Here is a 26,277-nt window from a genome sequence, read left to right as displayed (position 1 = left end):
CCTACCGAGGGGCTTTCCCGGGCAGCACGGACGTCACGTACTCGGCGGCCTCGGCGAGCAGCGCCTGGTCGTACGGGGCGTCCTTCGCGGCCTTGCTCGTCATGATCGCGAGGAGCACGGGCGGCGCGGACCTCGGGGGCCAGAGGACGGCGATGTCGTTGAGGGTGCCGTGGTCGCCGGTGCCGGTCTTGTCGGCGATGGTCCAGCCGCGGGGCAGTCCGGCCTTGATCCGCTCGGCGCCGGTGGCGTTGCGCTTGAGGAGGTCGAGGAGGAAGGCGCGCTTGCGGCCCGGGAGCGCGTCGCCGATGACGATCTTTTGGTACGTGCCGCCGAAGGCGCGGGGCGAGCTGGTGTCGCGGGGGTCGCCGGGGGTGGCCTGGGTGATCGCGGGTTCGACGCGGTCCATGCGGGTGACCTTGTCGCCGAGGCCGCGGGCGTAGGCGGTCAGGCGGTCGGGGCCGCCGAGGTCGCGGAGCAGCAGGTTCCCCGCGGTGCCGTCGCTGTAGCGGATGGCGGCGTCGCACAGTTGCCGGATGGTCATGCCGGTGTCGACGTGGCGGGCGGTGACAGGGGCGTGCTTCATGAGGTCGGCTCTGCTGTACCTGACGCGCTTGTCGAGGTGGGACAGCGGGTTGCCGTCGAGGACGGCGGCCGCGGCGAGGGCCTTGAACGCCGAGCAGAAGGCGAAGCGCTCGTCGGCGCGGTGGGCGAGGGTGGTGCCGGTGGCGGTGTCGAGGGCGTAGACGCCGAGGCGGGCGTCGAACTCCCGCTCCAGGTCGGCGAACCGACGGCGGTGGCGGCGGGCGCCCGGAGCGGGGGACGGGGACTGGGACTGGGACCGGGCCGGGGATTCGGTCGGGCCCACGTGCGTGCCGCGTGGGTACCTGACCGGGTCCTCGTCCGTCGAGCACGCGGCCAGCGGGACGAGCGCCGCCGCCCCCAGGAGTCCGCGGCGTGTCAGGGCCGAGCGCGGCGACGTCATGACCATCCCCCGTCAGGCTTTGCGAACACAACGAGCTGAGGCGAACGATACCTTCGGCCCAGCCCCGCCCGGCGCCCGCCCCGGCCCTCCTCAGCCCCGCCCGACCTCGTCGCCGATCCCCGTCAACTTGCCGAAGGTGGCCCGCAGTTCGGCGAGCGCCACCCGCTCCGCCGCCTCCGGGTCCCCCGCCTCGACCGCCCGGACCAGCGCCTCGTGGGCCTCGTCGCCGTGGTCCGACTCCGCGCGGTGGATGTCGATGAGGTCGAGCAGGGCGATCAGTCCCTCGCGCAGGGCGGGCACGAACTCGCCGAACAGGTCGGTGAGGACGGGGTTGTGCGCGGCGGCGACGACGGACGCGTGCAGGGCGATGTCGGCGTCGATGAAGGCGGCGTCGGCGGCGGGGGCCGCGGCCCTGCGGGCGGTGAGCGCGGCGTGCATGGCCCGGATGTCGGTGGGGGTGCGGCGGGTGGCCGCGAGCCGGGCCGCCTGCACCTCGACCAGCATCCGCACCTCGTACACGTCGCCGATCTTCGCCCTGCGCAGCCGGGTCGGCCAGTCCTCGGCCGGTGCCGAGGCGATGACGAAGACCCCGGCGCCCTGCCGCGCCTGGACGAGCCCGGCCCCGGCGAGCGCGCGCAGGGCCTCGCGGACCGTGGAGCGGCCGACGCCCAGTTCCCCGGCGAGGGTCGTCTCGCCGGGGAGCTTGCTGCCGACCGGCCAGTGGCCGGTGGTGATCTGTTCGCGCAGCCGCTCCGTGGCCTGTTCGACGAGGGGGCTGGGGCGGAGGGAGCCGAGCGGCATACGGGGGTCACCTGTCTGTGGTGCGGGCGTGAGGAACGTACGGCTGACTGCGGGCGTGGGAAACGTACAGCTGACGGCGTGCGGGCGTCCGGAGCGTACGTCGATTCTACTTGTCTGAGGAGTACTTGTCTGAGGACCTGAGGTGTGCTTAGGGTGCTCCGCATGATCTGGAACCCGCAGCGCCCCGGACCGATGCCCTTCCACCGCTACCGCTCCCACGAGGACCGCGTCACCGTCCTCGCCCCCGACCGCGGCTGGCCGTCGGCGCGGATCGAGAGCGCCCCGCTGTGGGTCCCCGTCGACCTGCGCGACGGCAACCAGGCGCTCGCCGAGCCGATGGACACCGCGCGCAAGCAGCGCTTCTTCGAGCTGCTCGTGTCGATGGGCTTCAAGGAGATCGAGGTCGGCTATCCGTCGGCGAGCCGCGCGGACTTCGACTTCGTGCGCCACCTCGTCGATCGGGTGCGCGCGGGCGCCGTCCCCGACGACGTCACGCCTGTGGTCTTCACCCCGGCGCGGACCGACCTGATCGACCGCACCTTCGCGTCGATCGACGGGCTGCCGCGCGCGGTGGTCCACCTGTACATCCCGACCTCGCCGGTGTGGCGCGACGTCGTCCTCGGCCGGGACCGCGCCACCGTGCGCGCCACCGTCACGGAGGCCGCCGCCCACATGGCCCGCCTCGCCGACGCCCGCCCCGACGCGCACATCCGCTTCCAGTTCGCCCCGGAGACCTTCAACCTCACCGAGCCCGACTTCGCCCTCGAACTGTGCGACGGGCTCACGGAGCTGTGGGACGCGAGCCCGGACCGCCCGGTGACGCACAACCTCCCGGCGACCGTGGAGATCGCCACGCCCAACGTGTACGCCGACCAGATCGAGTACATGCACCGGAACCTGGCGCGCCGCGACTCCGTCATCCTCTCCGTGCACCCGCACAACGACCGCGGCACCGGCGTCGCCTGCGCCGAACTCGCGGTGCTCGCGGGCGCGCAGCGCGTCGAGGGCTGCCTGTTCGGCAACGGCGAGCGCACAGGCAACGTCGACCTGGTGACGCTGGCCCTGAACCTGTACGCGCAGGGCGTCGACCCGATGCTCGACCTCTCCGACATCGACGCGGTCCGCGAGACCGTCGAGCACTGCAACCGCCTCCCGGTGCACCCCCGCCACCCGTACGCGGGCGACCTCGTCCACACCGCGTTCTCCGGCACCCACCAGGACGCCATCGCCAAGGGCCTCGCCCACCACGCCAAACAGGCCGCCGACCTCGGCGTCGAGCCGCACGAGGCGCCCTGGAGCGTGCCGTACCTGCCGATCGGCCCGGCCGACATCGGGCGTTCGTACGAGGCCGTGATCCGCGTCAACTCCCAGTCGGGCAAGGGCGGCACGGCGTATCTGCTGCGCACGCACCACGGCCTCGACCTGCCCGCGGGGCTGCGCCGCGACTTCTCCCGGGTGGTGCAGGAGGCGACCGACGACAGTGGCGGCGAGGCGCGCCCCGACGAGCTGTACGCGCTGTTCCGCACGGCGTATCTGGCGCCGGGGCAGCCGGACTTCGACGGCGCGGTGTCCGTGCTGTCCTGGGCCACGGACACCGCCGCGGACGGCGCCCACCGCTGCGTCTGCACGCTCCGGGCCGGGGGCAGGACGGGGGACTTCGAGGGCTACGGCAACGGCCCGCTGTCGGCGTTCGTGGACGCGCTGTCCGCCGCCGGGGTCGCGGTGGACGTCCTGGACTACAGCGAGCACGCCCTCACGTCGGGCGGGGCGAGTGAGGCGGTGGCGTACGCGCGGTGCCGGGTCGGCGGGGCGGGCACGGCCGAGGGGGCAGGCGGGCTGGAGGTCTGGGGCGTGGGCGTGGACACCTCGCTGCTCGCGGCGTCGGTGCAGGCGGTGGTGTCGGCCGTGAACCGGGCGGGGGCTACGGGATGACGACGCCCGCCACCCGCGCGCCGCACGGGGCACACCCGGCCGACCCGGCCCCGGCCTCGGTCCCGGCCCCCGCCACCCTCTCCCCCGTCCTGCGCGCCGACTCCGTCTCCGTGATCCGCGACGGCCGCCGCATCCTCGACGACGTCTCCCTCACCGTCCGCCCCGGCGAGCACTGGGCGCTGCTCGGCGCCAACGGGGCCGGCAAGTCCACGCTGCTCGGCCTGCTGGGCGCGCTCGGCCACCCCACGCACGGCGCGGTGACGGTGCTCGGACGCCGGCTCGGCACCGTCGACCTGCGTGAACTGCGCACGTACCTGGGCCATGTGAACCCCCGCCACCCGCTGCGCTCGCCCTTGTCCGTCCGCGACGTCGTCCTGACCGGCCTCACCAACAGCGTGGCCCGTGTGCCGCACCGGACGCCGACGGCGGCGCAGCGGGACCGGGCCGAGCTCCTGATCGCGACCATGGGCCTGACCGCCCGCGCGGACGCGCCCTGGCCGACGCTCTCGCAGGGGGAGCGCGGCCGGACCCTCGTCGCCCGCGCCCTGCTGCCCGACCCCCGCCTCCTGCTCCTCGACGAGCCCGCGACCGGCCTCGACCTGCCGGGCCGCGAACAGCTCCTGGAGAGCCTCGACGCGCTGCGCGGCGCGCGTCCCGGCCTGGCCACGGTCCTGGTGACCCACCACCTGGAGGAGCTGCCCGCGGGGACCACGCACGCGCTGCTGCTGCGCGCGGGCCGCGCCGTGGCCGCGGGCGCCGCAACCGACGTCCTCACCACGGAACGGGTCAGCGCGTGCTTCGCGCACACGGTGCGCGTGGAGCGGCGCGACGGCCGCTGGAGCGCGCGGGCCGGGGCGCGGGGCTGAGGCGGGACGTGCGAAGGGGCCGCACCCCGGACACCGGGTGCGGCCCCTTCAGGGCGCGGGGCGGCCGTGCCGCACGCGCTACTTGTTCAGGCTCGCCCAGAACTCGTCGAAGGACAGCAGCTTGTCGCCGTTCGCGTCCTTGGACTTGATGATGGCCTCGGCGACCGACTCGGTGACGTTCCAGTCCCCCATCTGCGCCATGGCCTGCTTGTACTCCGCGGCCGTGATGAATCCGTCGCCGTCCGCGTCGAACCGCTCGAACTGCTTGCGTGCCTCTTCGATGTCCGCCACCGGGTCCGCCCCTTCGTTCCGCACTACTGCGTTCTGCACTACTGACGGAGGTCAGGGTAACGGCCGGACCGGGTGACGATCGCAGTGAGTACCGGCCATGGCCAGGACATCGAGGGCGATCATTCCGTCGTGCCTGGGGATTCTCGCGTCGTCTGAGTCAGCTGCGTGAAGCGCCGTCCGGGACGCACGTCGTGCCGGGCGGCGCCAGCGGGGGCGCGATCTCAAGGACGACGTCGGCGAAGGCCCGCACGCGCTTGTCGGCGTCGTCGCGGGTCCGCCACACCAGGCCCTGCTCGACCGGCGGCATGTCGGCGACCGGCAGGAAGCGGAGGTCCGGCCGCTGGTACAGCAGCGGCAGTTGCGCGTCGCCGGGCACGACGGCCCGCCCGGTCGCGACCAGGGCCAGGGCCTCGGCGTAGGTGGTGCACGGTTCGCTGTGCCTGCCGATCGGCTGCCCGCCGGGCGTAAGCCGGGGCATGTGGAAGTCGATCCACTCGGCGGGGACCGTTCCCTCGACGGAGATGAAGGTCTCGCCCGCCAGATCCTCGAACGACACCGCTGTGCGCTCCGCGAGGCGGTGGTTCGCGGCCACGGCCAGGTAGCGGACGCCGCGCGTGACCACCGCGCCGACCGTCAGGTCCGGCTCGTCGACCGGCAGCGTGATGAGCAGCAGATCGGCGGTTCCGTCGCGCAACTGCGCCACATTATGGTGCAGTTGCGTCTCGACGACCCGTACGCCGCACTCCGGGTTCCGTAGCTCGAACACCTCGCGGGCGGCGCCCACCCAGCGTCCGCTCTGGCTGCCCATGAACCCGACGGTGAGCGTGCCCGTCATGCCGCGCCCGGCGAGCTCCGCGCGATCGAGTGCCCGCCTGATGCCCTCGTACAACGGCTGCAGTTCGTCGCGCAGCCCGGCGCCGACCTCGGTCAGCGCGACGCGTCTGCTGGTGCGCGCGAACAGCGCCACCCCGAGCCGCCGCTCGGTCTTCTTGACCGTCTGCGTGACGAGCGCGGGCGACACGTGCAGACGCGCGGCCGTGCGAGCGAAGTGCAGCTCTTCCGCGAGCGTCAGGAATATCTCCATCTCGGCGCGTTCCATCATCCGACTGATCCCCCCCTTGATCACACAGCCGATGTACACGATTCTGCCGCATCGTTCACACTCTCTGAACGAAGGCTCCCCCCCGGCGGCCGCTCAGCGGAAGATGCCGGTGTGCCCCAGGGAGTAGCGGCCCGGCTGCGGATACACGGCCAGGCCGTGCGGGCCGCCGCCGACGGGGATGCGGGCGAGTTGGACGCCGGTGCGGGTGTCGATGGCGTACACCTCGGAGTCGTAGCGACCGGACAGCCACAGGACCTTGCCGTCCGCCGAGACGCCGCCCATGTCGGGGCTGCCGCCGTCGGGCAGGTGCCACTTCTTGGTGAGCTTGTTCCTGGTGAAGTCGAAGACCGAGACCGAGCCCTCACCGCGGTTGGAGACGTACATCTCGCGCGAGTCCCGGCTGACGTAGAGGCCGTGGCAGCCCTTGCCGGTGGGCAGCAGCTCGGGCTTGGAGAAGGTGTCGCCGTCCAGGACCCACATGCCGTCGGCCATCATGTCGGCGACGTAGAACTTCTTGCCGTCCGGGGAGACCTTGACGTCCTGCGGCATGGCGCCCTTGAAGGGCAGTTTCTGCTGGCCGACGACCTTCATCTTCTCGGTGTCGACCTTGAGGAGTTCGCCGGAGAACTCGCAGGACACGATGAAGTAGCGGCCGTCGAGGGAGAAGTCGGCGTGGTTGACGCCGTAGCAGCTCACCGGTTCGGTCTTGACCCGCTTCATGGTGTGCGGGTCGCGGAAGACCAGCTCGCGGTCGAGCGAGGCCATCACGATCGCGTGCTTGCCGTTGGGCGTGAAGTAGAGGTTGTACGGGTCGTGCACCTCGACGGGCTTGCCCGCCTTGCCGGACTTGGGGTCGATGGGCGTGAGCGTGTGGCCGCGGTTGTTGTTGACCCACAGCGTCTTCATGTCCCAGGACGGCACGACGTGCTGCGGCTGGACGCCGACCTTGATCGTGTCGATGACCTCGTACGTCTTGGGGTCGATGACGGAGACGGTGTTGGAGTTGGTGTTGGGGACGTAGACGCGCGAGGGGAAGTCCTTGACCACCGGGGAGAGCTTGTTCGGGCGGTCGGCGGCGTAGACGTCCTTGGGGTCGAGGACGGGCGGCATGCCGGGCAGGCCCTGGACGGCCTTCGGCTTGGCGGGCTCGGGCACGGCCTTGGTGGACAGCGCCTTGTTCTGCCGGTCGGCCTGCTCGGTGCCGCAGCCGGCGAGGGCGGCGGCGACGGCGGTCCCGGCGGCGAGCAGGACGGCGGTCCGCCGGGTCAGCGTCAGGGGCAGCGGGGTGCGGGTGCGGGTTCGAGTGCGGGTCATCAGGTCAGCAGCTCCGTGGTCGTGACCGCGCGCAGGCCGCGGCGGTGGAGTTCGTCGAGGACGGCGGGGAGCGCGGCGACCGTGTCCGCGTACCCGAAGTGCAGGCTCACCACGGAGCCCGCGCGGGCCCCGTCGGCGACGGTGCGGGTGACGGCCGCGGCGCCGGGCGAGGTGAAGTCCAGGGAGTCGACGTCGTACGAGAGGACGTGCGGGTAGCCCGCGCGGCGCGCGAGGCGCGCGACGAGGGGGCTGGCCCGCTGGGCGCGCGAGGGCCGGAACCAGTTGCCGATGCCGCCGGTGAGGCGTCGGAGCCGGTCGGCGCACCCGGTGATCTCCGCGTACGCGGCCCGCTCGGGCAGCGCGTTGATGTCCCGGTGGTTCTGGGTGTGGTTGCCGAGGTCGTGGCCGCCGTCGAGGATGCGGCGCGCCAGCTTCGGGTGGGCGTCGAGCCAGGTGCCGACGGCGAGGACGGTGACGCGGGCGCCCGCGCGTTCGGCCTCGGCGAGCACGGCGCGGGCGGTCCTGGGGTCGCCCTGGCCGTGGAAGGTGAGGGCGACCTCGGGGCGGCCGCGGGGGCTGTGGGCGATCTGGACGGGCAGGCCGGGGAAGCCGCGGGGGCCGGGGGCGGGCGCCCGGTGCGGCTGCCTCGCGGGGCGCGGCGCACGGCTGCTCTCCGCCGGGGCGCAGCCCGCGAGGGAGGTGAGGGCGAGCCCGGTGCCGATGCGCAGCGCGCCGCGCCGGTCGGTCGAAGTCACGCGACCCATTTATAGGGCGGCGACCCCCGAAAGCCGCTGATCGACATGAGGTGCGGTCCAGACCAACAGGTTCCGCCGGAGCTCGCGATGACCGCTCACAGGCACCGTTTAGCCATCGTTTACAAGGCGCGTGCTCTATCTCACCAAGGATTCACCTTTAAACTGTCACACTATGGCAGCCAATGCCCGAATTAGGACTTTTGGATCGGAGGCCCCCGTCTGCCATAGTCGACGAAGCGACCCTCTTTGACCCGAGCCACGTCGCCTTTACGGGCCGCGGACCACACCCCATCGGTCCCGGCCCCGCTCGAAGGCCCCCGACAGCGCCGCACCCACGGCCCCGGGGGCTTTCGCGTACGCGGCCGGCGTTCGGTGATCCGCGCCGACGTTCCGTGATCCGCGCCAGCGCTCGGTGATCCGCGTCAGCGCTCGGTGATCCGCATCTCGAACCAGGTCGTCTTGCCCCGCGGCAGCAGGTCCACGCCCCAGCGGTCGGCGAGCTTGTCGACGAGGAAGAGGCCCCGGCCGCTGATGTCCAGCTCATGGACGGGCATCAGACACGGCAGCCCCCGCGAGGGGTCGCGCACCTCGACCCGGATCCAGCCGCGCCGCCGCAGCGTGCGCAGACCGAAGACGCGCGCGCCGGTGTGCCGCACGGCGTTGCCGACGAGCTCGGACACCAGGAGCACGACGTCCTCGGTGAGCTTGGGCGTCAGGCCCCAGTGGCGCAGGACGACCACCTGCGCGAGGCGGCGGGCGATGGCCGCGGACTCCGGGCGGGAGGGCAGCGGGACCTCGGCGTCGGTCGGGTTGCCGAACAACTCCAGTGCCTTCAGCGCGTGTTCGTCCTCCACCGCCGGAGACCAGCGCGCTGCGGTCGCACCCGGGCGCCGCCGCTGCTGTTCGAAACCCTCCTGCCCCGCCATGCCCCCCATCATGGCCGCACCGCGACCGCATTGGGGCCGTTCCGACGGAATAAGCCCCCCGGAAGCTTCCGTTCCGGGGGGCCGTCCAGGCATATGCCTACGGCAGTTCAGCCTCTGCCGCACCCCCTCTCACCTGCGATGACTTCTTGCTCACAAGTGATCACGGAGCGCCCGCAAGAGCCCTGCCTTAAGGTTGTCTTAAGCCTGCCATAATCCGCCCCTTCGGGGGACACTTTGGCTGACGGGCCTTCAACTGGCTTGACTTCAGCGGAACTTCGCCTTGCCGGGACCGTCCTCCACGAAGCTGCGCATGCCCCGCTCACGGTCCTCGGTGGCGAACAGGCCCGCGAACCACGTGCGTTCGATGGCGAGACCGGTGTCGATGTCCGCCTCAAGACCCGCGTCCACGCTCTCCTTGGCGGCCCGCAGCGCGAACGCCGGCCCCTGGGCGAGCTTCGCGGCCCACGCGCGGGCCTGCTCGTACACCTCGGCGGCGGGTACCACCCGGTCCACCAGGCCGATGGTCAGCGCCTCGTCGGCCTTGACCATACGGCCGGTGAAGATGAGGTCCTTGGCCTTGGCCGGGCCGACGAGCCGTGGAAGGCGCTGGGTGCCGCCGGCGCCCGGGATCAGGCCGAGCAGGATCTCGGGCTGGCCCAGCTTGGCGTCCTCGGCGGCGATGCGGAAGTCGGCGCACAGCGCCAGTTCGCAGCCGCCGCCGAGGGCGTATCCGGTGACGGCGGCCACGACCGGCTTCGGGATCCGGGCGATGGCGGTGAAGGAGTCCTGCAGGGCCCGGGACCGCACGATCATCGCCGCGTGGTCCATGTCCTGCATCTCCTTGATGTCCGCGCCCGCCGCGAACACCTTCTCGCCGCCGTAGAGGACGACGGCCCGGACGTCGTCGCGGGCCGTCGCCTCCGCCGCGAGGTCCTTCAGGCGGTCCTGGAGCGCGATGTCCAGGGCGTTCATCGGGGGGCGGTCGAGACGGATGGTGCCGACGCCGTCGGCGACTTCGAGATGCACAGTTGTCATGCGTGGCACGTTAACGCTCCGCTGGTTGTGCCGCGCCGTGGCGTCGGTTGTCTGCGGCTTCGCCGTGGCTTGGCGCGCAGTTCCCCGCGCCCCTTCGGGGCGCCGCCCCCCTTTCGGGAAGGTCTACGCCTTCCACTTCTCCCAGGACATGTTCCAGCCGCTGTAGCCGTTGTCCGGCGCGATGATCTTGTCGTTCGAGTTCTTCACCACGACGACGTCACCGACCATCGAGTGGTTGAAGAACCAGGCGGACGGCGCCTTCTTGTCGTAGCCGCCGCGCACGTCGCGCAGGCCGATGCAGCCGTGCGAGGCGTTGTAGTTGCCGAACGCGCCGCCGCCCCAGTAGTTGCCGTGGATGAACGTGCCGGACGTGGACAGACGCTGGGCGTGCGGCACGTCCTTGATGTCGTACTCGCCGCCGTAGCCGACGGTCTCGCCGTTCATGCGGGTCACCTTGAGGCGCTCGCTGACGACCATCTGGCCGTTCCACGTCTCGTAGCCGGGCTTGCCGGTGGTGACGGGGATCTTCTTGAGGACCTTGCCGTCGCGCACGACGGTCATCTTCTTGGTCTTCACGTCGACGGTGGAGACCTGGCTGCGGCCGATCTCGAAGGTGATCGTCTTGGCCTGCTTGCCGTAGACCCCGGGGCGGCCCTCGACGCCGTCGAGGTTCATCTTCACGGTGACCTTGGTTCCGGGCTTCCAGTACTTCTCCGGGCGGAAGTCCAGGCGGTCGTTGCCGAACCAGTGGCCCTCGACGGGCACGGACGGATCGGTCTTGATCTCGATGGCCTTCTCGACCGCGTCCGGCGACGTGATGCCGCGCGAGAAGTTCACCGAGAACGGCATCCCGACGCCGACCTTGGTGCCGTCCTCGGGGTTGAACTGGCCGACGAAGGTGTTCTTCGGCACGAGGGTCGTGAACGCCGAGTCCTTGGCGGACGTGCGGCCCTCGGAGTCCTTGGCGATCGCGTGGACCTTGTACTTGGTCCCGGCGGCGAGGTGCCGCTCGGGCGTCCACTTCGCGCCACCGGCGACGATCTTGCCGGGGACGGTCTTGCCCTTGGGGTCCTTGACCGTCACCTCCGACAGCTTGCCCTTGGCCGCGGATATCTTCAGCGCCCCGCTGGTGGCGACGGCGTCCGCGCCGTCCTTGGGGGCGATGGTGACGACGGCCTGCGAGGGCTTGTTGTCGTCCGCCTTGCCCTTGCCGCCGTCCCCGTCGCCGGAGTCGGAACCGCCGCCGCACGCGGTGACGAGCAGCAGCGTCGCCCCGGACGCCGCCGCGAACAGTGTGTTGGCGCCCCGCCGCCGCCCGCGCTTTCGCGCGTGGGCCGACGCCCCCGATATCGGTCGCCCGTTCAAGATTTTCTCCCCTCGCACGGCCCCATCAGGCCCGCACTCCAGTGCCCCGCGCGGTGGTCGAGAATGAGCCGACTCGCGCACTGCGCTAGATAACCACAGGCCCCGAAGCGATGACTCCCCGCCAATGTCACCGTTCCGTTCCAACTGCGTTCACGGTGCGGACCTGTGGCCGTCAGGGGCGGCTCGAGCGCGGCTTCTTGTCGCCCTTCTTCCCATCTGCGGCTTTCTTTCCCGTCTTCCACTCCTCCCAGTCCATGTTCCAGCCGCCGAGTCCGTTGTCGGGAGCGACCTTCTTGTCGTTGCTGTTGACGACCTCGACGACGTCACCGATGAGGCTGCGGTCGAAGAACCAGCCCGCGGGCGTCCGTGAGCTGCCGCCCTTCACGTCGCGCAGGCCCACACAGCCATGGCTGACGTTGGTGTTGCCGGGCGCGTGCGGCGCCCAGTAGTTGCCGTGCAGGAAGGTGCCCGAGGTGGTCAGGCGCATCGCGTGCGGCACGTCCGGGATGTCGTACTCGCCGCCGAAGCCGACCGTGCGGCTGTTCATGCGGGTCACCTCGAGCATCTCGGTGACGACCATCTTGCCGTTGTACGTCGTGGTCTTCGGGGCGCCCGCGGTAATCGGGACCGTGGAGAGCAGCTCGCCGTCGCGGCGCACCTCCATGGTGTGCGCGGCGGCGTCGACCAGGCTGACCTGGCTGCGGCCGACGGTGAAGGAGAACGTCTTGTCCTGCAGGCCGTAGACGCCGGGCGCGGCCCTGACGTCACGCAGGTCCAGGTCCACGGTGACTTTGGTGCCGGGCTTCCAGTACTTCTCGGGGCGGAAGTCCAGGCGCGTGGCGCCGAACCAGTGCGGCCGGATCTCCACGGCCGGCTCCGCGGTGACGCGGACGGCGCGCTGGACGGCCTCCTTGTTGACGACCTCGCGGTTGAACTCCAGGGAGACGATCATGCCGGTGCCGACCGTGGCGCGGTGCTCCGGCGTGACGTACCCGATGAAGCGCTCGTCGGGGACGAACGTCTTGAAGGTGGTGTGCCGCGCGGTGCGCCGCCCGTGGCCGTCGAGGGCGACCGCGTCCACCGTGTACTCGGCGGCGAGGGCGAGCGGTCCGTCGTCCACCGGGCGCCACGTCGTGCGGTCCGCGCCGATCCGCCCGGGCACCTCGGCCTCCTGCGCGTCCTGCGACCGCACCACCCGCACGGACTCCAGGCGCCCGTCCGGCACCCGCACCTCCAGGCGCTCCCCGGCGCGCACGTTCTTGTCGCCGTCGCCGGGCGTGACCCTGATCGCGTCGGCGGGCCGCGGCGGCTTGCCGAGCACCCCGTCGAGCTCCGAGCCGGAGCAGCCCGTGGCTCCGAGTACCAGTCCTGCCCATGCCACCGCTGCGGCCAGCGCGGCCCCTGCGCGCCGAGCGCGCCTCGTTGCCTGTCTCACGTGGGTCCCAACGACCGTGCCCGCCCGGGGAAACGTGAGTGCGACGCACCGGCTGGGCAGAACAGACAGCAAGGACGTCGTGCGGGCAGCCGCGGCCGGGACGCCGCACGCCCTGAGCGCGCGCGTCGACCGGCCGGAGCCGCGGGAGGCGAGCAGGTGTCGAGCGCAGCCGAGCAGGAGGCAGTCCAGCGGGCGCGGGCCCGGGTCCGCGGCCGGCCGGACGGCGGCACGGACACCGCCGCCGGGGCCAACGGCGGGCGCGGGGCGCGGGCCCGGCAGGCGCCCGCGCGGACGGTGTGGCCGGGGGCGCCGACGCCGCTCGGGGCCCGGTTCCGGGTGGGGCCCGACGGGGTCGCGGGCACCAACTTCGCGCTGTGGGCGGGCGGTGCGGAGGCCGTCGAGCTGTGTCTGTTCGACGAGGACGGCGGCCGTGGCGGCCGGGTCACCGAGACGCGCTGCCCGCTCACGGAGCTGACGCACGAGATCTGGCACGGCTTCCTGCCGGGGGTCCTGCCGGGGCAGCGGTACGGCTTTCGGGTGCACGGCCGCTGGGACCCGTGGACGGGCGCCCGGTTCAACGCGGCGAAGCTGCTGCTCGACCCGTACGCCCGCGCGGTCGACGCCGGGGAGGGCAACGACTACGGCGCGCTGCCGCCGGAGGTGTACGGCCACGTCCGGGACTGGCCGCAGCAGCACGTCGCCGACACCGTGCGCGACGACCGCGACTCGGCGCCGTACGTACCCAAGGGCGTCGTGGTGCACGACGACGCGCCGGACGACGAGTGGTGCGACGACCGGCGCCCGAAGACCCCCTGGGCGGACTCCGTCATCTACGAACTCCACGTCCGGGGCTTCACCAAGCTGCACCCGGGGGTCCCGGAGCCGCTGCGCGGCACGTACGCGGGGCTCGCGCACCCGGCCGCCGTCGACCATCTCGTGCGCCTCGGGGTGACGGCCGTCGAGCTGCTCCCCGTGCACCAGTTCGCACACGAGGACCATCTGCTGCGCCGGGGCCTGAGGAACTACTGGGGCTACAACTCGATCGGGTACTTCGCGCCGCACGCTGCGTACGCGGCGTCCGGCACCCGCGGCCAGCAGGTCGGCGAGTTCCGGCGGATGGTGCGCGCGCTGCACGAGGCCGGGATCGAAGTGATCCTCGACGTCGTCTACAACCACACGGCAGAGGCGGGCGAGCTGGGGCCCCAGCTGTCCCTGAAGGGCATCGACAACCGCGGCTACTACCGGCTCCAGGACGACGCGCGCCGGTACGCCGACTACACCGGGTGCGGCAACACCCTGCACGTCGTCCAGCCGCACGTCCTTCGTCTGATCACCGACTCGCTGCGGTACTGGGTGTCGGAGATGGGCGTGGACGGCTTCCGCTTCGACCTCGCGGCGGCGCTCGCGCGCTCCTTCCACGACGTCGACATGCTCTCGCCGTTCCTCGCGGTCATCGCGCAGGACCCGGTGCTCCGGCGCGTGAAGCTGATCGCCGAGCCGTGGGACGTCGGGTCCGGCGGCTATCAGGTGGGGGCGTTCCCGCCGCTGTGGACGGAGTGGAACGACCGGTACCGGGGTGCGGTGCGGGATTTCTGGCGGGGCGCCCTGCCCGATGTGCGGGACCTCGGCTACCGGCTCTCGGGGTCGAGCGACCTGTACGCGTGGGGCGGGCGGCGGCCGTACGCGTCGGTGAACTTCGTGACGGCCCACGACGGCTTCACGCTGCGCGACCTGGTGACGTACGAACGCAAGCACAACGAGGCCAACGGAGAGGGGAACAGGGACGGTTCGGACGACAACCGGTCCTGGAACTGCGGGGTCGAGGGCGAGACGGACGACGCGGACATCGCCGCGCTGCGGCGGCGCCAGCTGCGGAACCTGATGACCACGCTGCTGCTCTCGACGGGCGTGCCGATGCTCGTCGCGGGCGACGAGATGGGCCGCACCCAGCGCGGCAGCAACAACGCGTACTGCCAGGACAACGAGGTCAGCTGGGTGGACTGGGAGGAGCGCGAACAGCCGGGGTGGCGGCAGCTGTTCGGCCTCACGGCCCGGCTCATCGCGCTGCGGCACCGGCATCCGGTGCTGCGGCGGCGGTCCTTCTTCTCCGGCCGCGCGCACGCGGCGGACGGGCTGCGGGACCTGGCGTGGTTCACGGCGCGCGGCACGGAGATGACGGAGGCCGACTGGTACGCGCCCGCGGCGACGCTCGGGATGTATCTGTCGGGGCGCGACATACCGGGGCGGGACGCGCGCGGGGCCGCGGTCACGGACGACAGCTTCCTCGCGGTCCTGCACACGGCGGAGCGGCCCGTCGACTTCGTCCTGCCGGGGCCGCCGTGGGCCGCCGCGTACGAAGTCCTCGTCGACACCTCCCTGGAGGAGCAGGAGGACGCGCCGGGTGCGCTGCTGGCCGCGGGGGCCGCGGTGCGCGTCGACGCGCGGTCGGTGCTGCTGCTGCGGGCCGTTCCGGGGGACGCGGCGCCCGGGGGCGCCGGGGCCGAGGGCGCTGGGGTGCAGGGGGCGCCAGGGACTTGATGGGCTTTCAGGTCCGTACCAAGGTATTGCCCATGGCGCGGACCCGGACGAAGCTCACCGCATGGACCTGGAGTTGCGGCACCTGAAGACGATCCGGGCGATCGCCGACGCGGGCAGCCTCACCAAGGCTGCCACCGCCCTCGGCCTCGCGCAGCCCGCCCTCAGCACCCAGCTGAAGCGGATCGAACGGGCCCTGGGCGGGGAGTTGTTCGAGCGCGGGCGGTCCGGGGTGCGGCCCACCCCGCTCGGTGAGTTCGTGCTCGCCCGGGCCCGGATCGTGCTGCCCGCGGTCACCGGGCTCCAGGAGGAGGCCGAGCGGTTCACGCGCGGGTGGCAGGACCGGCGCGGGTTCCGGCTCGGCGGTACGCACGGGCCGCTGCTCGGTGGGCTCGTGGACCGGCTCGCCGCCGCGCACCCCGACCAGGCCGTGTCCACGTACACCTCCTGGTCGGAGCGGGAGATCGCCGCCCAGGTGGCCGACGCGCGGCTCGACTTCGCGCTCGTCGGGACGTGCGGGGCGAGCATGCCGCCGGAGAACGAGCGGCTCGTGTGGCGCGAGGTGGCGCGCGACCCGGTGTTCGTCATGCTGACCACCGGGCATCCGCTGGCCGGGGCCACAGAGATCGACCTCGCCGATCTCGCGGGCGAGGCGTGGACGGACGTGCCAGGGGACGGGTGCTTCGGGGACTGCTTCACCGCGGCGTGCGCGCGGGCGGGCTTCGCTCCTTCGTCCGTGTACGAGACCGACACCGCGTCGTGCGTGCATCTGGTGCAGGTGGGGCGGGCCGTGGGGTTGTGCCGGGCCACGTTTCCGCCGACCGGAGGGATCGTGACGCGGCCGCTGGCGGGGGCGCCGTTGTACTGGCGGCATTTGTTGGGGTGGCATCCGGAGACGTACGCGCACGACAGCGCGGCGGAGGTGCTGGCGCTCGCGCGGGCGGTGCATGCGGCTGCCGCCGCGCGTAGTGAGAGTTATTCGGCGTGGTTGGCTCTGCCGGGGGCGGATGTGGGCTGAGGTGGGTGTCCCGTTGCCGTGGGACGGCGCGCCCCCGATCGCGCTGCGCGCTCGTCCTCAATCGCCGGACGGGCTACATACTCCCCCCGACTTGCGAGGGGTCCATAACATCCACGCAGGGGGGCAACTGGCATCTATGTGACGCCTGTTGACCCTTCTACGGTGTGGTCGACCGGAGAACGAGCGGATCCCGCTTCCCCGCTTGGGGGTCCGCCGCTCCCCGTCCACACCGAGGAGAGACCCCCATGCAGCTCAGACATTCCTCCCCGACTCAAGACGGCCGGAAGGTGCTCCGCCGCGCCCAGGCGGCGGGTGCCGCGCTCGCCGCCGCCGGTGCGCTCGTCCTCGCCGGTCTGCCCGGCTCGGCGGTCGCCCAGACCGACTCCCCGTCCCCCTCCCCCACACCCCGCGACGCGGCGGCGGCCGCCGCCGTGGAGCAGACGTCACCCGCGGTTCTGAAGGCGATGCAGCGCGACCTGGGCCTGACCGCCGCGCAGGCCAAGGCACGGCTGGTCAACGAGGCCGAGGCGGGGGCCGCGGGCGGTGCGCTGCGGTCGGCGCTCGGCCGTGACTTCGCGGGCGCCTGGGTGACCGGCGCCACCTCGGCCACGCTCACCGTCGCCACCACCGACGCCCGGGACGTCGCGGCCATCGAGGCCGAGGGCGCCCGCGCCCTGGTGGTGCGCCACTCGCTGGGTCAGCTGGACGCCGCGAAGGCGAAGCTGGACCGGGCCGCGAAGAGCACGCGTACCGCTGACGCGCCCGTGTGGTTCGTCGACGTGAAGTCCAACGCGGTCGTGGTGAAGGCCGTCAAGGGCGCCGCGGCGCACAAGCTGGTGAAGGCGGCGAAGGTCGACCGCGGGCTCGTCGAGGTCCAGCGGACCGCCGAACGGCCGCGGCCCTTCTACGACATCGTGGGGGGTGAGGCGTACTACATGGGCAGCGGCGGCCGCTGTTCGGTGGGCTTCTCCGTCACCCAGGGCGCCACGCAGGGCTTCGCGACCGCGGGCCACTGCGGGCGCGCGGGCACCACCACGCGCGGCGTCAACCAGCAGGCCCAGGGCACGTTCCGCGGCTCGATCTTCCCGGGCCGGGACATGGCGTGGGTGGCCACGAACGCGCAGTGGACGGCGACGCCGTACGTCAAGGGCTCCGGGGGCCAGCGCGTGAGCGTCGCGGGTTCGACGCAGTCGCCGGTGGGCGGCTCGATCTGCCGCTCCGGATCGACCACCGGATGGCACTGCGGCACGATCTCGCAGCACAACACCAGCGTCACCTACCCCGAGGGCACCATCAACGGTGTGACCCGTACGACCGTGTGCGCGGAGCCCGGTGACTCCGGCGGCTCGTACATCTCGGGCAGCCAGGCGCAGGGCGTCACCTCCGGCGGTTCGGGCAACTGCCGCTCCGGTGGCACCACGTTCCACCAGCCGATCAACCCGCTCCTTCAGCAGTACCAGCTGACGCTGAAGACCACGGGCGGCGGCCAGGACCCGGACCCCGGCGACCCGACCGGCACCTGGGCGGCGGGCTCCGTGTACGCGGCCGGTGACACCGTCACCTACAACGGCGCCACCTACCGCTGCATCCAGCCGCACCAGGCCCAGCCCGGCTGGGAGCCGCCGAACACTCCCGCCCTGTGGGAGGCCGCCTGACCCTGTGACGGGCCCGCCCTGACCGGCGGGCCCGTCCGGGACCCGGGCGGGACCACTGCTCATCCACGCTGGTGGGAGCGTGGATGCGGACCCATGGCCGTCAGGCCGCGACTCCGGGGGGAGGCGTGGCCGCAAGGACCGGATTCCGGCTTCGGCGGACCGCGTGGACGGTCAGTCGAGGATGCCGCGGCGATACGCAGTCGCGACGGCCGCGGCCCGGTCCTTGACGTCCAACTTGCCGTAGATATGGGTGAGATGGGTCTTGACCGTGGCTTCGCTGATGAACAGCCCCTTCGCGATGTCGCGGTTGGACGTGCCCCTGGCGACGAGTGCGAGCACTTCCCGTTCGCGGGTGCTCAGCCGCTCGTCGTCAGGGGCACGTACGCGTTGCACCAGGCGGGACGCGACGGCCGGGGAAAGCACCGTGCGGCCCTCGGCGGCGGCGCGGACGGCGCCGAACAGCTCGTCACGCGGGGCGTCCTTGAGCAGATAGCCCGTCGCCCCGGCCTCGATGGCGGGGAGCGTGTCGGTGTCCGTGTCGTACGTCGTGAGCACCAGGACGCGGGCGCGGGCGCCGCGCCGGGACAGCTCGGCGATGGCGTCGACCCCGCCGCCGCCCGGCATCCGCAGGTCCATCAGGACGACGTCCGGGTCGAGCCGCGCGGTCAGCTCGACGGCCTGGACGCCGTCGGCCGCCTCGCCGAGGACCGTGAATCCGGGCGCCGACTCGAACATGCCGCGCAGCCCGTCGCGCACGACCGGGTGGTCGTCGACGACGAGGAGGGTGATCACTTCAGTGTTCATCGCCCACCAACGGTACGCGCGCCGACACGGCCGTTCCCCCGCCGGGCTCCGACTCGACGGTGAGGGTGCCCGCGATGCGCTCGGCGCGGGCCCGCATGCCGGCGAGGCCGAAGCCGCCGGCACGGGTGCGGGCGGTCCTGGCGAGCGGGTCGAAGCCGCGGCCGTCGTCGCGGACGTCGAGGGTGACCTCCCCCGCCATGTACGAAAGGGTGACGCCGACGCGGGTCGCCGCCGCGTGCCGGGCCGCGTTCGACAGGGCCTCCTCGACGATGCGCAGCAGGGTCGACTCGATCTCCTCGTGCAGGGGCCCGTCGGTGCCCGTGACCGTGAAGTCGGCGCGCACGCCCGTGCGGTCGCCCCACTCGGCGACCGTCTTGCCGAGGGCCTTGGGCAGGCTGTCGTGCTCCAGCGCGACCGGGGCGAGGTTGTGCACGGAGCGGCGGGCCTCGCCGAGGCTGTGCCGGGCCAGGTCGGTGGCCCGGTCCAGGTGCTCGCGGGCGAGCTGCCGGTCGGGGGTGTTCGCGACGACCTGGAGCTGGGCGATGATGCCGGTGAGGCCTTGCGCGATGGTGTCGTGGATCTCGGCGGCGAGGCGTCTGCGCTCGTCGGCGACGCCCGCTTCGCGCGCCTGGAGCAGGAGTTGGGCGTGCAGTGCGGCGTTCTCGTCCAGGGCCTGCTGGAGCGCGGCGTTGGCCGCTTCGAGCTGGTCGATGGTCCGCTCCTGGAACCGGGTGCGTTCCTCCTCCTTGTTGGCGAGGTGCGCGAAGACCGTGAGCAGCCCTACGTTGACGCCGAGCATCGCGCCGAACACCACCCAGCCGATCCGCCCCTGCGGCGGCAGCCCGCCCGCCTGCGCGCCCGCCATCGTCACCGCGGTCGCGAAGAGCCCGACCGGGACGAGCCGGTGCTTGAGCAGCCGCTCGGACCCGAAGTACCCCGTGACGGCGTAGAACACGAAGAACGGGTTCAGCCACGACAGCGTGAACGCGAGCGCCCACCGCAGGAAGTAGTACGCCCCGCCGGAGCGGGAGGGCCCCGGCCGGGAGCGCGCGGCCCCGATCCACCAGACCTGCAGCCCCACGGCGGCGACGATGAGCCCCGCCGCCAGGGCCCACGCGTCCCACCCCATGCCGACGACATCGGCGGTCGCCGCGGAGAGCAGGCTGCCGAAGGCGAGGAGGACGAGGGGGCCCCAGCGGTGGAACAGCTCCCAGCGTTCGGTGATGAGGGTGGTCGGCGTGGAGGTGGTTGTGGGGGTCGTGACGGTGAAGTCGGTGTCGGGGGCGGGCCCGGTGCCGGGGGCAGGCCCGGTGCCGGGGGCAGGCCCGGTGCCGGAGACAGGCCCGGTGCCAAGGACAGGCGGCGCGCCGGGGACAGGCGGCGCGCCCGGGGTCGCCCGAGCGGTGGGCCTGCCGGAGTCGGCGGGGGTGTCGGGGCCGTTCGGCGTGCCGGGTCGTGCCATGCGCTCAGTCTCGTCCACCGGGACCGCGGCCCCCACCGTGCCCCCGGTCACTCCCAGCGGAACCATCGCGCCGCCGCCGCCGTGAGCACCGCCGTCCACAGCACGAGGACGCCGAGGTGGACCGGTCCTGGCCAGTCCCCGGCCGCCGCCTCGTTCAGCGCTTCCGCGGCCGCGCCGAACGGCAGGGCCTCGACGATCTGGGCGAGGGTGTCCGGCATCGCCTGCACCGGCAGCCAGACGCCCGCGCTGAACATCATCGGGAAGAACACCGCCGAGCCGACCGCTGTCGCCGCCTTGGAGGTGCGCGAGAGCGCCGACACCAGGGCGCCGAGCGCAAGCGCGGAGGCCGTTGCCAGGACAAGGGCGACCGCGTACCCGAATATCTGCCGGGGCAGCGCCACGTCGAAGACGGCCCGGCCCACTGTCAGGGAGAGCAGTGCCGAGCCGAGCGCGGCGGCGCCGTGCAGTCCCATCTGTGCGCCGAGCACGGCGGCGGGCCGCACGGGGGTGGCCGACATCCGGCGCAGGATGCCGCGCTCGCGATAGCCCGTGATGACCGGCGGCATGGCCTGGATCCCCGACATGATCATGGAGAGCAGCACGGTCACGGGGACGTAGGCGTCGACCAGGCGGATGCCGCCCAGGTCGTCCTGTGCCTCCCGGAAGGACGGGACGGACCCGAGGACCGCCAGGAGCACCGTGGGGAAGGCGAGGATCCAGAAGAGGGAGCCCGGCTCACGCCGGAACAGCCGCACTTCGGCCTTGAGGACGGCTCGGGCGGCACCGGGGGCGCGGGCCGGGGCGGCGTGCGGGCCGGGGGCGGGCCCGGGGGCGGCGGGGCTGGTCGTCGCGGGGACCGAGTCGGCCGCGGCGGCGGAGCCGGGGGAAGCTGCGGGAGTGGTCATGCCGGGGCTCCGTGGTGTCCGGGGCGGGTGGGCGCGTGGCCGTCGGTCGGGGTGGGGGCGTGGCCGTCGGCCGGTGCGGACGGGTCGGTCGCGTCGGTCGCGGTGGTCGTCAGGTCGAGGAAGGCGTCGTCCAAGGTGGCGTCGGTGACGCGGAGTTGGTGGGCCGTGATGCGGTGGCGGGCCAGGAGGGTGAGGAGGGCGTCGACCGTGGCGTCCGTGCCGTTCAGGGTGAGGCGGCCCTCCTTCTCCGTGGCGGAGCTGAGCCGGGGCAGCGCGGCCAGGTCGGCGGGGGCCAGCGGCACCGACGGCGTGAAGGAGATGACCGTGGAGCCGGCGGAGCGACCGATGAGTCCCGCGGGGGTGTCGAGCGCGGCCACCCGGCCTCGGTCGATCACCGCTATGCGGTCGCAGAGCCGCTGGGCCTCCTCCATGAAGTGGGTGACGAGCAGGACCGTGACACCGCTGTCCCGCACCTCCTCGATCAGCTGCCAGGTGTCCCTGCGGGCCCGTGGGTCGAGGCCGGTGGTCAGCTCGTCCAGGACGACGACGCGGGGGCTGCCGATCAGGGCGAGGGCGATGAACAGGCGCTGCTTCTGGCCGCCGGAGAGCTTGGCGAAGCGGGTGCTCAGCTTGTCGGTGAGGCCGAGGCGCTCGGCGAGCGGGCGCCAGTCGGCCGGGTGGGCGTAGAACGCGGCGTACAGCTCGAGGGCCTCGCGGACCGTGAGCTTGGGCTGGAGCTCGCTCTCCTGGAGCTGCGCGCCGAGGACGCGGGTGACCCGCGCGTGGTCCGCGACCGGGTCGAGTCCGGCGACGCGCACCGCGCCCGCGTCGGGCACGCGCAGGCCCTCGACGCATTCGACGGTGGTCGTCTTGCCCGCGCCGTTCGGCCCGAGGACGCCGAAGATCTCGCCCTGCTCGACGGCGAACGAGACGCCGTCGACGACGGCACGGCCGCCGTAGACCTTGCGCAGGTCCCTGACTTCGATGATGGGAGGAGGCATGCGACCAGCCTCGCCGTCACGGCCCCCGCCCCACATCGCCCATCCCGCGCGACCACCATCAACCGATCGGTCGATGGCCCCCTACGACCCCTCGGAGCTGCGCGGAAGCGGCCGTCCCAGCGGGCACGGACTAGGACCAGCGACCGACCAGGACCGGACCAAAACTCGGTGGGCGCTGTCAGTGGTGAAACGTAGGCTCGCCCCTGATGTCCACCACACACGCACCTGCCCAGGACCCCGGCCGACGCTCGGCCGTCAGGACGCTCACGCGGCTGTGGCCGTATGTGCGCCCCGTACGGACACGCCTGTTCACGGCGGCGTTCGTCGCCATCGTGGCGTCCTGTACGGGCCTGCTGTTCCCGCTCGTCCTGAAGTGGATCGTGGACGGCCCGGTGGCCGACCGGGACACCGGGGGCGTCTGGCTCGGGGCTCTGCTCCTGCTGGGGCTCGGTGTCGTCGAGGCCGTGCTGTTCGGCTTCCGGCGCTGGCTGGTCGCGCGGCCGCTCGCGGGGGTGGAGGCGGAGATGCGGGCGGACCTGTTCCGCCACCTCCAGCGGGTGCCCGTGGCGTTCCACGACCGGTGGGCGTCCGGCCAGTTGCTGTCGCGCGGCACGACCGACCTGATGCTGGTGCGCTTGTTCCTCGCGTTCCCGCTGACGTTCCTGGTCGTCAACGGCACGACGATCGCGGTCGGCATGGCCATCCTGCTGGCCCAGGACTGGACGCTCGGCCTGGTGCTGCTCGCGCCCGTGGTGCCGATGGTGGCCTTCCTCGCGTACTTCGAGGGGCGGTACGCCGCCGTGGCGCGGCGCGCGCAGGACCAGGTGGGCGATCTGACGACGGTCGTCGAGGAGAGCGTGCTCGGCATCCGGATCATCAAGGGCTTCGGGCGGCACCGCAGTCAGGCCCGGGCGTTCCGCGAGCTGTCGGGCACGCTGCGCGGCACGGAGCTGGTCAAGGCCCGCCTCCTCGCCGCGATCTACGGCGTGATCATGACGCTGCCGGAGCTGGCGATCGGCGCGGCGCTCGTGCTCGGCTCGGTCCAGGTGGCCGACGGCGACCTCTCGACGGGCACGCTGGTGGCGTTCCTGTCGACGGCGCTCGCGCTGCGCTGGCCGGTGGAGTCGATCGGTTTCCTGCTCGCGATGAGCCAGGAGGCGGCGACGGCCACGGAGCGGTACTTCGAGGTGCTGGACGCGGAGCCGGAGTCGGACACGGGCGCGGGCACGGGCCAGGGCCCGGGCGGCCCCGGCTCCGCGCCGGACCCGGGAAAGGCGGCCGCGGTCGCCGCCGTCCCCGCACCCCGCGCCCCCGCCGACGGCATCCGCTTCGAAGCCGTCGAGTTCCGCTACCCGGACGCCCCGGACGCCGCCCCACCCGTCCTGGACCGCATCGACCTGCACATCCGCACGGGCGAGACGCTGGCCCTCGTCGGCGCCACCGGCAGCGGCAAGACCACGCTGACGGCGCTCGTGCCCCGGCTGCACGAGGTGACGGGCGGGCGCATCACGCTGGACGGCGAGGACATCGCGGCGATGCCGCGCGAACGGGTGCGCACGCTGGTGTCCATGGCGTTCGAGGAGCCCACGCTGTTCTCCGCCTCCGTGGGCGAGAACGTGCTCATGGGGGCCGACGGCAGCGCGGGCGACGCGGAGTTGGGGCGGGCCCTCGCGATCGCGCAGGCCGCGTTCGTGCACGGGCTGCCGAAGGGGGCGGACACCCAGGTCGGCGAGCAGGGTCTGAGCCTGTCCGGCGGGCAGCGGCAGCGGCTCGCGCTGGCCCGCGCGGTGGTGGGCAGGCCGCGCTTCCTCGTCCTCGACGACCCGCTGTCGGCGCTCGACGTCCACACGGAGGCGTTGGTGGAGGCGGCGCTGCGGCGGGTCCTGAAGGACACCACGGCGCTGGTGGTGGCGCACCGCCCGTCGACGGTGCTCCTCGCGGACCGGGTCGCGCTGCTGTCCGGGGGCCGGATCACGGCCGTGGGCACGCACCAGGAACTGCTGCGGGAGAACGCCGAGTACGCATGGCTGATGTCTGGGGGGACGGACGAATGAGCACGGTCGGCGACAGGGGTCGCAGCGGCGACGGGAGAACGGGGCCGGACGACGGGCCCTCGGCTCCCCCCACCAGGGAAGGCACCGCCCACGAAGGCACAGCCCACGAAGACAGCCGCCACGAAAGCACCACCTACGAAGACAGCATCCACAAAAGCACCGCCCACGAAGGCACCGCCCACGAAGGCACCGCCCCAGAAGCCCTGGACGACGCCTTCGACAACGACACCCTCCCCGCTCCCCCGGGCGCGACCGGCACCCTGCTGCGCTCCCTCCTCGCGCCCCGCCGCGCCCGCGTCACGCTGGCCGCCGTCCTGCTCCTCGTGCAGCAGGCCGTCATCCAGGCCGGGCCGCTGCTCGTCGCGTACGCCATCGACCGCGCCGTGCCCGCGTTCCGCGCGGACGACCACGGCCCGCTGATCGCGGTAGGCGTGGCCTACCTGGTGTGCGCGGCGGCCGCGGGGGCGTTCCAGTACGCCTTCATCGTGGCGTCCGCCCGCGTCAACCAGGACGTGCTGCTCGACCTGCGGGGCCGGATCTTCCGGCACGCGCAGGCGCTGAGCGTGGACTTCCACGAGCGGTACACGTCGGGGCGGCTGATATCCCGCGCCACCACGGATGTGGAGTCACTGCGGGAGCTGCTCAACGAGGGCCTGCAGGAACTGCTCACGGTGGTGCTGTCGTTCGTCACGATCTCGGCGATGCTGCTCTGGCTCGACCTGGGGCTCGGCGCGGTCGCCGTCCTGTCGTTCGTGCCCCTGTACGCCCTGATCCGGCTCTACCAGCACCGTGCGGGCAAGGTGTTCCGCGTCCGCTCGACCGCAGTCGCCGCCGTCATCGTGAAGTTCACGGAGACGATGAACGGCATCCGCCCGGTGCGCGCGTTCCGCCGCGAGCAGGCCAACGAGGCGCAGTTCGCGACGCTCAACCACCGGCACGAGCGCACCAACGGCGACGCGCTCCTGGAGATGGCGCGGTACGTGGTGGGCTCGCGGCTCGTCGCGAACACGGCGGTCGCGGGCATCGTGCTGTGGGGCGCGTACCGCGTGGCGCAGGACACGCTCGCGCTCGGTGTGCTCGCCGCCGCGGTGCTGTACCTGCGGCGCCTGTACGACCCGATCGACCGGCTCGGCATGTTCCTCAACTCGTACCAGTCGGCGGCGGCGTCCCTTGAGAAGATCGCGGGCCTCCTCGCGCAGACGCCGTCCGTGCCGGAGCCGGAGCCCGGCACCGAGAAGCAGCTGCCGCCGCCTGCCTCCGAGCACCCCGGCCGCACCGTCGAGTTCGACGGCGTGCGGTTCGCATACCGCACGGGCGGTGAGATCCTGCCGCGCTTCGACCTGACGCTGCCCGCCGGGCAGACCGTGGCCGTCGTCGGCTCGACGGGCGCGGGCAAGTCGACGCTCGCGAAGCTGCTCGCGCGGTTCTACGACCCGTCGCAGGGGCAGGTCCTGCTGGACGGCGTCGACCTGCGCGAGCTCGGGGGCGCCGAGCTGCGGCGGGGCGTCGTGATGGTCACGCAGGAGGCGTTCCTGTTCTCCGGCACGGTCGCGGAGAACATCGCGATCGGCCGCCCGGAAGCCACCCGCGGCGACATCGAGCGGGCCGCGAAGGCCATCGGAGCCCACGACTTCATCATGTCGCTGCCCGACGGCTACGACACCGACGTACGCAAGCGCGGCGGCCGCATCTCGGCGGGCCAGCGCCAGCTGGTCGCCTTCGCCCGCGCGCTGCTCGCCGACCCCGCCGTCCTGATCCTCGACGAGGCCACCAGCTCCCTGGACATCCCCGGCGAGCGGGCCGTGCAGCGGGCGATGGACACGGTGCTGCGGGGCCGCACGGCCGTCGTGATCGCGCACCGCCTGTCGACGGTGGAGATCGCCGACCGGGTCCTGGTCATGGAGCACGGCCGGATCGTGGAGGACGGCACGCCCGCCGAACTCATCGCGGGGACGGGGCCGTTCGCGGAGCTGCACCGGGCGTGGCGGGACAGCGTCGTGGGCAGCGGCGCGTAGCGGCCCGACCCGGGGTCGGCCGGG

Annotated in this window: 21 protein-coding genes; 7 read left to right on the top strand and 14 right to left on the bottom strand. The window is 72.8% G+C overall.

The window, feature by feature from the left end:
• Nucleotide 1: 1 nt before the first annotated feature.
• Together bla and OO63_RS29790 are read right to left on the bottom strand one after the other, a co-directional pair.
• Nucleotides 2–982: a class A beta-lactamase gene (bla, locus tag OO63_RS29795; protein ID WP_030358923.1), complete on the bottom strand. Its 981-nt coding sequence runs from the start codon at nucleotides 980–982 to the stop codon at nucleotides 2–4.
• 90 nt (nucleotides 983–1,072) lie between these two features.
• Nucleotides 1,073–1,783: a FadR/GntR family transcriptional regulator gene (locus OO63_RS29790; RefSeq protein WP_030358922.1), complete on the bottom strand. Its 711-nt coding sequence runs from the start codon at nucleotides 1,781–1,783 to the stop codon at nucleotides 1,073–1,075.
• 162 nt (nucleotides 1,784–1,945) lie between these two features.
• On the opposite strand from OO63_RS29790, the gene leuA reads away from it, so the two are divergent.
• Both leuA and OO63_RS29780 read left to right on the top strand, forming a co-directional pair.
• Complete coding sequence (gene leuA, locus OO63_RS29785; protein WP_030358921.1) at nucleotides 1,946–3,715, top strand: 2-isopropylmalate synthase; 1,770 nt, start codon at nucleotides 1,946–1,948, stop codon at nucleotides 3,713–3,715.
• Nucleotides 3,712–4,581, top strand: coding sequence for an ABC transporter ATP-binding protein (locus OO63_RS29780; protein WP_030358920.1), 870 nt, complete (start codon nucleotides 3,712–3,714; stop codon nucleotides 4,579–4,581). Before leuA ends, OO63_RS29780 begins: the two co-directional genes overlap by 4 nt.
• Before the next feature lie 78 nt (nucleotides 4,582–4,659).
• Here OO63_RS29780 and OO63_RS29775 read toward each other — a convergent pair whose 3' ends face one another.
• The 8 genes from OO63_RS29775 to OO63_RS29740 all read right to left on the bottom strand — a co-directional run bounded on the left by OO63_RS29775 (nucleotide 4,660) and on the right by OO63_RS29740 (nucleotide 12,804).
• A complete protein-coding gene (locus OO63_RS29775; RefSeq protein WP_030358919.1) occupies nucleotides 4,660–4,872 on the bottom strand; it encodes an EF-hand domain-containing protein in 213 nt (70 codons plus the stop codon).
• Nucleotides 4,873–5,029: 157 nt separating this feature from the next.
• Nucleotides 5,030–5,974, bottom strand: a complete 945-nt coding sequence (locus OO63_RS29770; protein WP_051811325.1) for a LysR family transcriptional regulator — start codon at nucleotides 5,972–5,974, stop codon at nucleotides 5,030–5,032.
• A gap of 93 nt (nucleotides 5,975–6,067) precedes the next feature.
• Nucleotides 6,068–7,288, bottom strand: a complete 1,221-nt coding sequence (locus OO63_RS29765; RefSeq protein WP_234311195.1) for a YncE family protein — start codon at nucleotides 7,286–7,288, stop codon at nucleotides 6,068–6,070.
• Nucleotides 7,288–8,052 carry a polysaccharide deacetylase family protein gene (locus OO63_RS29760; RefSeq protein ID WP_030358916.1) on the bottom strand — a complete coding sequence of 255 codons (765 nt, stop codon included), beginning with the start codon at nucleotides 8,050–8,052 and terminating at the stop codon, nucleotides 7,288–7,290. The genes OO63_RS29765 and OO63_RS29760 overlap by 1 nt, the downstream gene beginning before the upstream one ends.
• Before the next feature lie 413 nt (nucleotides 8,053–8,465).
• Nucleotides 8,466–8,969, bottom strand: a complete 504-nt coding sequence (locus OO63_RS29755) for an ATP-binding protein (RefSeq protein WP_030358915.1) — start codon at nucleotides 8,967–8,969, stop codon at nucleotides 8,466–8,468.
• 264 nt (nucleotides 8,970–9,233) lie between these two features.
• Nucleotides 9,234–10,004 carry an enoyl-CoA hydratase/isomerase family protein gene (locus OO63_RS29750; RefSeq protein WP_030358914.1) on the bottom strand — a complete coding sequence of 257 codons (771 nt, stop codon included), beginning with the start codon at nucleotides 10,002–10,004 and terminating at the stop codon, nucleotides 9,234–9,236.
• Nucleotides 10,005–10,127: 123 nt separating this feature from the next.
• Nucleotides 10,128–11,369 carry a L,D-transpeptidase gene (locus OO63_RS29745; RefSeq protein ID WP_030358913.1) on the bottom strand — a complete coding sequence of 414 codons (1,242 nt, stop codon included), beginning with the start codon at nucleotides 11,367–11,369 and terminating at the stop codon, nucleotides 10,128–10,130.
• Nucleotides 11,370–11,541: 172 nt separating this feature from the next.
• Entirely contained in the window at nucleotides 11,542–12,804 is a 1,263-nt protein-coding gene (locus tag OO63_RS29740) for a L,D-transpeptidase (RefSeq protein WP_078619449.1), read from the bottom strand.
• Between the two features lie 156 nt (nucleotides 12,805–12,960).
• Here OO63_RS29740 and glgX point away from each other — a divergent pair, with 156 nt between their 5' ends.
• The 3 genes from glgX (at nucleotide 12,961) to OO63_RS29725 (ending at nucleotide 18,012) form a co-directional block, all read left to right on the top strand.
• Entirely contained in the window at nucleotides 12,961–15,342 is a 2,382-nt protein-coding gene (gene glgX, locus OO63_RS29735; RefSeq protein ID WP_051811323.1) for a glycogen debranching protein GlgX, read from the top strand.
• A gap of 61 nt (nucleotides 15,343–15,403) precedes the next feature.
• Nucleotides 15,404–16,357 (top strand): LysR family transcriptional regulator, encoded by a 954-nt coding sequence (locus OO63_RS29730; protein WP_030358910.1) that lies wholly within the window; start codon nucleotides 15,404–15,406, stop codon nucleotides 16,355–16,357.
• A gap of 245 nt (nucleotides 16,358–16,602) precedes the next feature.
• Complete coding sequence (locus tag OO63_RS29725) at nucleotides 16,603–18,012, top strand: carbohydrate-binding protein (protein WP_051811322.1); 1,410 nt, start codon at nucleotides 16,603–16,605, stop codon at nucleotides 18,010–18,012.
• A gap of 171 nt (nucleotides 18,013–18,183) precedes the next feature.
• Here OO63_RS29725 and OO63_RS29720 read toward each other — a convergent pair whose 3' ends face one another.
• Genes OO63_RS29720 through OO63_RS29705 form a run of 4 tightly spaced genes read right to left on the bottom strand, consistent with a single transcriptional unit; the run spans nucleotide 18,184 to nucleotide 22,184 of the window.
• Entirely contained in the window at nucleotides 18,184–18,816 is a 633-nt protein-coding gene (locus OO63_RS29720) for a response regulator (RefSeq protein WP_030358908.1), read from the bottom strand.
• Nucleotides 18,806–20,278, bottom strand: a complete 1,473-nt coding sequence (locus tag OO63_RS29715) for a sensor histidine kinase (RefSeq protein ID WP_234311194.1) — start codon at nucleotides 20,276–20,278, stop codon at nucleotides 18,806–18,808. The genes OO63_RS29720 and OO63_RS29715 overlap by 11 nt, the downstream gene beginning before the upstream one ends.
• Before the next feature lie 47 nt (nucleotides 20,279–20,325).
• On the bottom strand, nucleotides 20,326–21,183 hold the full coding sequence (locus OO63_RS29710; RefSeq protein WP_078619448.1) for an ABC transporter permease: 858 nt from the start codon (nucleotides 21,181–21,183) through the stop codon (nucleotides 20,326–20,328).
• Entirely contained in the window at nucleotides 21,180–22,184 is a 1,005-nt protein-coding gene (locus tag OO63_RS29705) for an ABC transporter ATP-binding protein (RefSeq protein WP_234311193.1), read from the bottom strand. Before OO63_RS29705 ends, OO63_RS29710 begins: the two co-directional genes overlap by 4 nt.
• Before the next feature lie 206 nt (nucleotides 22,185–22,390).
• Between OO63_RS29705 and OO63_RS29700 the strand changes: the two genes are divergently transcribed.
• Complete coding sequence (locus OO63_RS29700) at nucleotides 22,391–24,238, top strand: ABC transporter ATP-binding protein (protein ID WP_030358904.1); 1,848 nt, start codon at nucleotides 22,391–22,393, stop codon at nucleotides 24,236–24,238.
• Nucleotides 24,235–26,253, top strand: coding sequence for an ABC transporter ATP-binding protein (locus tag OO63_RS29695; RefSeq protein WP_234311192.1), 2,019 nt, complete (start codon nucleotides 24,235–24,237; stop codon nucleotides 26,251–26,253). Before OO63_RS29700 ends, OO63_RS29695 begins: the two co-directional genes overlap by 4 nt.
• The last annotated feature ends 24 nt before the right edge of the window (nucleotides 26,254–26,277 follow it).

Origin of the sequence: Streptomyces alboflavus (assembly GCF_000716675.1) — a bacterium.
Lineage (GTDB): Bacteria > Actinomycetota > Actinomycetes > Streptomycetales > Streptomycetaceae > Streptomyces > Streptomyces alboflavus.
The sequence above is the reverse complement of the archived record's forward strand: the minus strand, read 5'-3'. Positions and strand labels throughout refer to the sequence as shown.